Annotated in this window: 3 protein-coding genes and 1 pseudogene (1 of these 4 only partly in view); all 4 read left to right on the forward strand. The window is 65.9% G+C overall.

Annotated elements, in window-relative coordinates; translation table 11 throughout:
* Positions 1 to 546: pseudogene (locus A3AG_RS0121280) on the forward strand (NAD(P)(+) transhydrogenase (Re/Si-specific) subunit beta); it begins 924 nt to the left of the window's first position.
* Between the two features lie 38 nt (positions 547 to 584).
* Positions 585 to 1370, forward strand: a complete 786-nt coding sequence (locus A3AG_RS0121285; protein WP_018007379.1) for an SDR family NAD(P)-dependent oxidoreductase — start codon at positions 585 to 587, stop codon at positions 1368 to 1370.
* An 11-nt stretch (positions 1371 to 1381) separates the two neighbouring features.
* Complete coding sequence (locus tag A3AG_RS0121290; protein ID WP_018007380.1) at positions 1382 to 2578, forward strand: acyl-CoA dehydrogenase family protein; 1197 nt, start codon at positions 1382 to 1384, stop codon at positions 2576 to 2578.
* Positions 2571 to 3635 carry a phosphotransferase gene (locus A3AG_RS0121295; protein ID WP_018007381.1) on the forward strand — a complete coding sequence of 355 codons (1065 nt, stop codon included), beginning with the start codon at positions 2571 to 2573 and terminating at the stop codon, positions 3633 to 3635. The genes A3AG_RS0121290 and A3AG_RS0121295 overlap by 8 nt, the downstream gene beginning before the upstream one ends.
* The last annotated feature ends 209 nt before the right edge of the window (positions 3636 to 3844 follow it).

The following is a 3844-nucleotide window of genomic DNA, read 5'->3' on the forward strand; positions in this document are numbered from 1 at the left end:
GNNNCNGNNGCGCAGGCGCAGCGCAACGTCAAGTCGGGNTCGGCNGANGACGCCGCNTTCCTGATGGGCAANGCNGANACNGTNATCATNGTGCCNGGCTACGGCCTGGCGGTNGCGCGCGCCCANCANGCGCTNAAGGAGCTGACCGANNNNCTNNCNGANAAGGGCGTNACCGTNAANTANGCGATCCACCCGGTGGCGGGCCGCATGCCNGGCCACATGAACGTGCTGCTGGCCGAGGCCGAGGTGCCGTACGACCAGGTCTTCGAGATGGAAGACATCAACAGCGAGTTCGGCCAGGCCGACGTGGTGCTGGTGCTGGGCGCCAACGACGTGGTCAACCCGGCGGCCAAGACCGATCCCAAGTCGCCGATCGCCGGGATGCCGATCCTGGAGGCGTACAAGGCCAAGACCATCATCGTCAACAAGCGCTCGATGGCCGCCGGCTACGCCGGCCTGGACAACGAATTGTTCTACATGGACAAGACCATGATGGTGTTCGGCGACGCCAAGAAGGTGGTAGAGGACATGCTCAAGGCCGCCTGAGCCGCGGCATTCGCAGCAATACAGAGAGGAGACAAGCAATGAACCAGCAAGGACGCGAGCTCGGCCTGTTTGCCGATCTGGACGGCAAGGTAGCGCTGGTAACCGGGGCCTTTGGCGGCCTGGGCCTGCACTTTGCGCAGACGCTGGCGCGCGCGGGCTGCAAGGTGGCACTGGCGGGCCGGCGCGTGGCCGAAGGCGAGGCCGTGCTGGCCGACCTGTGCAGGCAGGGCGGGCAAGGCTGCGTGGTGGCGCTCGACGTCAGGGATCCGGCATCAGTCGGTGCCGCGTTCGAGGCGGCGCACCAGCAGCTCGGACCGGTCCAGGTAGTCGTCAACAGCGCCGGCATCGCCACCACCGGGCCGGCCATGGAGGTAGAGGAGGGCGCCTGGCAAAGCGTGATCGACACCAACCTGAACGGCGCCTGGCGCGTGGCGCAGTGCGCGGCGCGGATGATGCGCGCAGCCGGCGGCGGCAGCATTGTCAATATCGCGTCGATCCTCGGCCTGCGCGTGGCGCAGCAGGTGCCCGCATACACCGCCGCGAAGGCAGGCCTGATCCACCTGACGCGCTCGCTGGCGCTGGAATGGGCGCGTCACGGCATCCGCGTCAACGCGCTGGCGCCGGGCTACTTCGAGACCGACATCAACCGCGGCTTCTTCGAGAGCGACAGCGGCCGGGCCATGATCGCGCGCATTCCGCAGCGCCGGCTCGGCCAGCCCGGCCAGCTCGATGGCGCGCTGCTGTTGCTGGCCTCGGATGCGTCCGAGTACATGACAGGTACGGTCCTGCCGGTTGACGGCGGCCACTCCATCAACTCGCTCTGAGACAAAGGCCCATGTTCACTCCCTGTCCCACCGAACGCAGCCGCGCCATCGCGGATCGCGTCGAGTCCTTTGTGCGCAAGATCGTCGCGCCCTACGAGCGCGACCCCCGTTACGGTGCGCATGGCCCGTCGGCGGACCTGGTCGACGAACTGCGCGCCAAGGCGCGCGAGGCGGGCGTCATGACGCCGCACATCCTCAATGACGGCAGCCACCTGACGCAGCTGGAGACCGCAGCCGTGCTCAAACGCTCCGGGCTGTCGCCGCTGGGTCCTGTGGCCGTCAATACCATGGCCCCCGACGAGGGCAATATGTTCCTGCTCGGCAAAGTCGCCACCCCGGAACAGAGGCGGCGCTTCCTCGACCAGCTTGTCAGTGGCGCAGCCCGCTCCGCCTTCTTCATGACCGAGCCTGCCGAAGATGGCGGCGCCGGCTCGGATCCGTCAATGCTGCAGACCACCGCGGTGAAGCGGGGCGACGAGTGGGTCATCAACGGGCGCAAGATGTTCATCACTGGCGCGGAAGGTGCTTCGGTCGGCATTGTGATGGCGCGCACAAGCGAGGACGGCAAGGTGCAATCCACCATGTTCCTGGTAGACCTGCCCGATCCCGCCATTCGGATCGAGCGTGTGCTGGACACCATCGACAACTCGATGCCCGGCGGGCACGCCCTGATCGTCATCGACAACCTGCGGGTGCCGGCCAGCCAGGTGCTTGGCGAGATCAACGAAGGCTTCCGCTATGCCCAGGTCAGGTTGTCTCCGGCCCGCCTTTCGCATTGTATGCGCTGGCACGGCTGCGCCACGCGTGCGCATGAGATCGCCGTGGCTTACGCGACCACGCGCAAGGCGTTTGGCAAGCTGCTGATCGACCATGAAGGCGTAGGATTCATGCTGGCCGAGAACCTGATCGACCTGCAGCAGGCGGCATTGATGATCGACTGGTGCGCCGGCGTGCTCGATGGCGGTGCACTGGGGACCAACGAGAGCTCGATGACCAAGGTGGCGGTGTCCGAGGCGGTGTTCCGCGTGGCCGACCGTTGCGTGCAGATCATGGGCGGCTCGGGGGTGTCGCGCGATTCCATCGTCGAGCAGGTGTTCCGTGAAGTCCGCGCCTTCCGCATCTACGACGGTCCCACCGAGGTACACAAATGGTCGCTGGCAAAGATGATCAAGCGCAAGACCCTGAGCGGGGAGGCGAGCCATGGCTAGCGCGCAAGAGTTCGCCGGCACAGGGCCGGTGCGCGACCAACATCGCTTCGACCAGGCTGCGCTGGAGCGCTGGATGGCGCGCAACGTGGCGGGATACGCCGGACCGCTGACGATCGACCAGTTCAAGGGCGGGCAGTCCAATCCTACCTATCGCCTGCGTACGCCCGGGCGCAGCTATGTGCTGCGACGCAAGCCACCCGGCGAGCTGATCAAAGGCGCCCACGCCGTGGAACGCGAGGCAAGGGTGATGGCAGCGCTGGGCCAGGCGGGCTTTCCGGTACCCCGGATCCACGGGCTCTGCACCGACGACGCGGTGATCGGCAGCTGGTTCTTCGTCATGGATCTCGTCGAGGGCCGGATCTTCTGGGATGCCGGTTTTTCCGATGTGGCGGCGGGCGAGCGCGCGGCCTACATGGACGCCATGAACGCCACGCTGGCCAGCCTCCACACCATCGATCCGGCGGCCATCGGCCTGGGCGACTACGGCAAGGCTGGCGGCTACGTCGCCCGTCAGGTCGCGCGCTGGTCGGACCAGTACCGCAGCGACGAGCTGGCCGGCCGGCATCCTGCGATGGACCAGCTGGTCGACTGGTTGCCCCGCCATCTGCCCGCCGCCGATGAGGTTGCCATCACCCACGGCGATTTCCGCGCCGACAACCTGATCTTCCACCTCACCGAGCCGCGGGTGTTGGCGGTGCTGGACTGGGAACTGTCGACACTGGGCGATCCGCTTGCCGACTTTGCCTATCACGCCATGATGTTCCGCATGCCGCCCGATATCCTGGGCGGCATCGCGGGGCGGGACCTGGCGGCGGCGGGATTGCCCGACGAGGCTGCCTATGTCGAAGCCTACTGCCGCCGTACCGGGCGCCCGGGCATTGGCAATCTGGATTTCTACATCGCTTTTAACATGTTCCGCTTTGCCGCGATTCTCCATGGCATCAAGGGCCGCGTTGCACGCGGTACGGCGTCCAGCGCCGACGCGCGTGCCATGGGCGAGCGATTCGCTCGGGTGGCTGATCTCGCCTGGACACAGGCGCAGCGCCTTATGGCTTGAGCAGGCGGCATGAGGGCAGATGGTGGCTGCCGAACGAATCGGCCTAACACAGGAGAAAATCAACTGTTCCCAGCGCCTGCTGGCAGCCACCTCCGAAATCCCTTTTATTTAACATAACACTTATTATGCGCAAATGCCGTGTAGCGGCTAAGTTGTAATGTCCGGTTCTGGCTAAGTTCAAATGTCCGAGTTTGGCTGGCGTAAGCTTG

The sequence above is a fragment of the Cupriavidus neocaledonicus genome (assembly GCF_000372525.1).
Classification (GTDB): Bacteria; Pseudomonadota; Gammaproteobacteria; order Burkholderiales; family Burkholderiaceae; genus Cupriavidus; species Cupriavidus neocaledonicus.

Excerpts from the sequence above, each read along its gene's own strand:
- A3AG_RS0121285 (WP_018007379.1), top strand. The coding sequence starts at position 585 with ATGAACCAGCAAGGACGCGAGCTCGGCCTGTTTGCCGATCTGGACGGC.
- A3AG_RS0121290 (WP_018007380.1), top strand. The coding sequence starts at position 1,382 with ATGTTCACTCCCTGTCCCACCGAACGCAGCCGCGCCATCGCGGATCGC.
- A3AG_RS0121295 (WP_018007381.1), top strand. The coding sequence starts at position 2,571 with ATGGCTAGCGCGCAAGAGTTCGCCGGCACAGGGCCGGTGCGCGACCAA.